We start from the raw sequence: 5,287 nt of genomic DNA on the forward strand, positions 1-5,287 counted from the left end.
ATAGATAGCATAGAAGATGTATTTAAAATTAAATAATTTAAATAAAAAAGTCATTTTTCGTTGTAGGAAAATATTAAATTTTTAAATAAAAGACATAATTAATTAAAATTATAATTTGCTATTAGTATCTTTTTAAAAATATTTACAATTATTTTAATAGGTTATGCAAGAAGTCTAATAAATGACCAAACTAAGAAATCTGGGTCAATATCGTTAAAAAACAAGTCTTCCGTACAAATAATTTTATAATCTAGTGGTTTAAAAATATTGTCAATAAAACTAAGAAAATATTCTTCTAATTTATCTTGAATATTTCTTAAAATTTCTAAATTAATTATTAGTTATAACTACTACAGATTCAATGCTATTCCTCGCTTGCATTCCTTTAAATCTCACTTCATAATCAATATTAACTTGCACTGTAACTCCCAATACTGCTTCCGAAGTACCTTTTAATAACTTTGCAATGTTAACAAAATTAATATTATACAAAGTAAATGAAATATTATTATCCGCTAACAACAATGGCATCGTATCAACATAATAATTTGAATAGCGATCTCGTAAACTATGATTCAAATTAACAAACTCTGCTTTAAATCCAGTAAGCAACTGTGTTAAAAAACGATATTTACTAATTGTTTCACTCGTTAATGTTAAAGCATCATCTTTTGATTGTAGTTCCGCTACTAACTCTGTAAAAGATAATATTTGTTCCGAATAATCATTAATAGCAATTGTTGCCTTTGTATCCCAGCACGCTTCAAAAGTTTGCTTTGCTTCCGCTTTGATCTGATTTAAAATGGCAAAATTTTGATTGGCATCTACATCATTTCCATCAACATCATGGTTCACTCGTGTTTTACAACTAGCAACCCACAAACTACTGCCAAGTCCTAAAACGAGAACACTAAAAAGGGTTAATAACTTCTTCATCAATATGCCACCTTCCTTTAAAAAGATACCTATTAAGATACTTATCATTATATTGAATAAAAAAAAAAAAAAAAAAAAAAAAGTACCCTCGTGCCTTTAACAACTTTTTTGCTGAGTAAAATATATTTTTAAAATTATTTGTTTAAAAACAACAAATAAAAAGCATTTATTTAAAAGCAATGACTTCTATTTCTATTAAAGCTGCTTTTGGTAAAGCTTTAACAGCAAAAGTACTACGTGCAGGTTTATGCTCTTTAAAAAAAGTTTCATAAATTTCATTAACAACAACAAAATCATTAATATCACTCAGTAAAATTGTTGTTTTAATAACATTGTCCTTAGTATAGTCTGCAGCGTTTAAAATAGCATTAATATTTGCTAATACTTGTCTTGTTTGTTCACTAATATTATCGCCTAAAAGCATTGTTGCAGGATTTAATCCTAATTGCCTAGAAATATACAAAAATCCATTTGCAAGTTTAATAGCTTGGGAATATGGATCTACGGCTTGTGGTGCTTGATCAGTATGAATTAATTCCATTATGGTGTAATTGAATTAATAAATTCTTTTTCCATGACCGTATATCCTTCTTCTTCCAAATCAACAACAATCTTTGTTAATTCAATCCGCATATTAATATCAATTACTAAGCGAATAATTTCACTATTAATTTCAAGACTATTTTCTAATTGGGAATCAGAAATTTGATAAATTTGAACCCCATGGGAATCAACAATGTTCGTAATTTTACTAATATGTCCTTTCCCTAATGGGGCATCAATTTTTAAAATAATTCTACGACGTTGGTTAATCAACGCACGGTTAGTAATATTTAAAAATGTTGTTACATCAATATTACCTCCTGATAGGACACAGGCAATTTTCTTATTTTTGACATTTAATTNATTAGACTTCTTGCATAACCTATTAAAATAATTGTAAATATTTTTAAAAAGATACTAATAGCAAATTATAATTTTAATTAATTAAAATTATAATTTGCTATTAGTATCTTTTTAAAAATATTTACAATTATTTTAATAGGTTATGCAAGAAGTCTAATAAATCACAGAAAGGAAATTATAAAAATTAACTAGTTTGTAGGGTAAAATAGGTTAATTTTTAATTTTAAAGATACTATCTGATGAATAATGCAAATAAAAAAAATCGCTCTGATAAGCGATTACTTTAATTCGTATTTAATTACTTTATTTATAATTTTTATAAAAANTCAACTTTTTTCTTACTACCAGAAATCTTACTTGATATTTTATTAGTTTCAATTTTATTAAAACCAAGTTTTTTAAAAAATTTATTAATGCTTTTTTTAATTGATTTATAAGTTTTTTTAATGCTCTTTTAATTTCTGCAGTAATTTCCATTCTGTTTTTCTTTCTTATTCAATTAAGGCAATTTATTTTAAACCATAATACTTATTTTTTAAAATCATATACGGTTTTTATTCTATAACATTTAATTTAAATTAGCAATAAATTTTAAATTTATCATACTAGTTAAAAATCAAATTATTGCTTTATATAAAATAATAATAAATAAAAAACAATTTTTAAAAAGTTGATTTATTGTTTTTATTTTTTTAAAAAATAAGCAAACTTAAATTCGATTAAAACTAAAATTAGATTTATCAAATTTTTGTTTTTTTTGTTTTCATTTTTTATTACCTTGGGTATTAAATTTCTTTTTTGCATTAGATTGGTTCTTTTTATTATCTAAATATGAATACTCATATTTAAAACTATTATTTTTTTGATTAAAAGTTGCTTTTTTATTACTAGAACTAATGTTTTTTGTTCCTTGTGGTTTTTGTTTTAAATCATATGTTGTAATATCTAATAACTCAATTTTTTTCTTTTGATATGTACCCAAATGTTGAATTTCTCTTAAATCATTACGATTTGAAACAATTGATATTGCTACACCAGTAGCACCAGCACGTGCTGTTCTTCCAATCCGATGAATATAACTTTCTCGTTCTATTGGAATATCGTAATTAATAACATAATCAATATTATCAATATCAATTCCTCGTGCCGCAACATCAGTGGCAACCATAACTTGTACTTTACCATCCCGAAATAAACGCATTGCCTGCCCTCGTTCATAACGACTTTTATCACCATTAATGACACAACAAAGAATACCATTATTTGTTAACATTTCAGCAATTTTATTAGTAAAAAATTTTGTATTTGAAAAAATAATACTTCGTTTTGGTTGCAAATGTTTATATAATGCTATTAAAACATCTTCCTTATGATAAGACAATGCATTTACATATTGCTGTCTAATATTATTTTGTTCAATAACATTTTTTGTAACAACAATTTCAACAGGATTATTTTGATAGTTATTAGCAATTTCTAATACTTGTTTTGACATTGTTGCTGAAAATAATAATGTTTGATATTGTTTAGGAGCATTTTGAAATACTTTATCAAGATCATTTTTAAATCCCATTTTTAACATTTCATCAGCTTCATCTAAAACAATTGTTTTAATTTTATCTAATCGTAATGTTTTACGATTAATATGATCAGCAATTCGTCCCGGAGTTCCCACAATAATATTACTTTTTCGTAAAGCATAAATTTGACGTTGGATATGTGAACCACCACAAATTAAGGTTGCATTTACACCTTCCAAATAAGTTGCTAATTTTCGAACCTGGTCAATTATTTGGCTCGCTAATTCATGGGTTGGGCATAAAATAATCGCTTGTGGTTGTTTTAAGTGCGTATTTAAGTTTTGTAAAATTGGCAAAATAAAAGCTACAGTTTTACCAGTTCCCGTATGACTTTTACCAATAATATCTTGATTATTAAGAGCCACTGGAATAGCTTTTTCTTGGATTTCAGTTAGGTTAGTATAACCCATTTTAACAATCATTCGCTGTAATGCTGGGTATAAATTTAATGTATTAAAATTCATTTAGTCTCCTTTAAAATTTAGTATAAATAGTTTAGTTGTTTTTTTAACATTACAGCTGTTGAATTTACATATTAATATTATTTTAGATAACAGAATAAATTAAAATTTAACAACCTTATTAATTATATCTTAAAAACTTAATAAAATAAAGCATTTTTCCTAGAAATTAAAAGGAATGAATCCTGTTGAATACAGAAAATCATTCCTATAACTTACTTTCTATATGTCTATTTTTTAACATATTCATAAATTGTTTTTTTTATTTATTTTTAGATAAAAATCTTAAAATGGTCATCAAGTTTTTAAAAACTGAACCGTTGAAGATGCAGTATTCTTTGTTGTATCAATCACTGAATTAGCAAAACTTTTCGCTTCATCAGGATGATTGTAAACATAGTAGCCAACTGCGCCAATGGTTGCTGAACCTAATATTATTCCTATTGATCCTGGCGCAAGTCCAAATAAAGCACATACTAAACCATTAGTAAATTGACCTATTACTTGTCCTAATATTCGTGGTGCTTTTTTTAGCCCTTTATAAGCTAAAACTGCTCCTTTTTTAATTCCTGTCTTAATATTTTTACCGTGAGTTTTTAGAAAAATTTTAAAATTCTTACCCTCTTTTTTTGCAAAGGTTTTAATAGCAGTTCCTGTTGTTTTCATTCCTTGTAAAGTATTTTTACCTATTTTTTCAATACTTTTACCCTTTTCTTTTAAAAATGTTTCCGCAGTGTTACCAATATTTTTCATCCGTTGGAATCCACTATTAACAACTTTTTTTATTTTATTAGTTTTTTTGTAAAGAAGTTTTTAATCCCATGGTTTCTTTTTACAATATCTTTAATACCAGTTTCCGATATTTTTTCAACTTTATCTAGTCCTGTTTCAATAGTTTTAGGCGGGATAATTTTTTTACCAAGACTTTTAGCATCTGCTTTAAATTCTTTATATGCTTTTTTAGTAAAATTCTGAAATTTTTTCAATATTTTAAAACCAAAATTAGTTTTAACTTTAGATGGTTTCTTATCTGAATTTAATAACGAGTAAACATTTGATGGTACTAATTCTGAATTTGATATATCCCCAATAATATCTTTCATAATAAATTCTTGTGATACAGTTTGATTTGAAGGATTTAAAGCAGGAGTTGCCATTAATGCCCCACTTAAGCCGCTGCTGCTAAGTCCTAATGCCCCAAAAATAACTATTAGTTTTTTTATATTTAATTATCCTTTCTTATATAAAATTATCGTGTTTTAAAAATTGTTATGTTAAAAAGATAGTCAACTTTTTAAATAATCTGTTATTGTTGAAATATAATAGACTTCTTGCATAACCTATTAAAATAATTGTAAATATTTTTAAAAAGATACTAATAGCAAATTATAATTTTAATTAATT

At 25.3% G+C, this 5,287-nt stretch carries 6 protein-coding genes; all 6 read right to left on the minus strand.

Translation table 4 applies throughout. From position 1 onward, the window contains the following. Positions 1–330: 330 nt before the first annotated feature. The 6 genes from BST80_RS03945 to BST80_RS03970 all read right to left on the minus strand — a co-directional run bounded on the left by BST80_RS03945 (position 331) and on the right by BST80_RS03970 (position 5,040). On the minus strand, positions 331–936 hold the full coding sequence (locus tag BST80_RS03945) for a hypothetical protein (protein WP_415746057.1): 606 nt from the start codon (positions 934–936) through the stop codon (positions 331–333). Positions 937–1,102: 166 nt separating this feature from the next. After that, positions 1,103–1,477, minus strand: a complete 375-nt coding sequence (locus tag BST80_RS03950; protein ID WP_415746058.1) for a Rid family detoxifying hydrolase — start codon at positions 1,475–1,477, stop codon at positions 1,103–1,105. Next, complete coding sequence (locus BST80_RS03955) at positions 1,477–1,752, minus strand: hypothetical protein (protein ID WP_415746059.1); 276 nt, start codon at positions 1,750–1,752, stop codon at positions 1,477–1,479. Before BST80_RS03955 ends, BST80_RS03950 begins: the two co-directional genes overlap by 1 nt. A gap of 799 nt (positions 1,753–2,551) precedes the next feature. Beyond that, complete coding sequence (locus BST80_RS03960) at positions 2,552–3,886, minus strand: DEAD/DEAH box helicase (RefSeq protein WP_415746060.1); 1,335 nt, start codon at positions 3,884–3,886, stop codon at positions 2,552–2,554. Between the two features lie 282 nt (positions 3,887–4,168). Further along, positions 4,169–4,636, minus strand: coding sequence for a hypothetical protein (locus tag BST80_RS03965; protein WP_415746061.1), 468 nt, complete (start codon positions 4,634–4,636; stop codon positions 4,169–4,171). Between the two features lie 29 nt (positions 4,637–4,665). Beyond that, positions 4,666–5,040, minus strand: coding sequence for a hypothetical protein (locus BST80_RS03970; protein ID WP_415746062.1), 375 nt, complete (start codon positions 5,038–5,040; stop codon positions 4,666–4,668). Positions 5,041–5,287: the final 247 nt, after the last annotated feature.

This window comes from Spiroplasma sp. Moj, from assembly GCF_016082285.1.
Taxonomy (GTDB): Bacteria; Bacillota_I; Bacilli_A; order Mycoplasmatales; family Mycoplasmataceae; genus Spiroplasma; species Spiroplasma phoeniceum.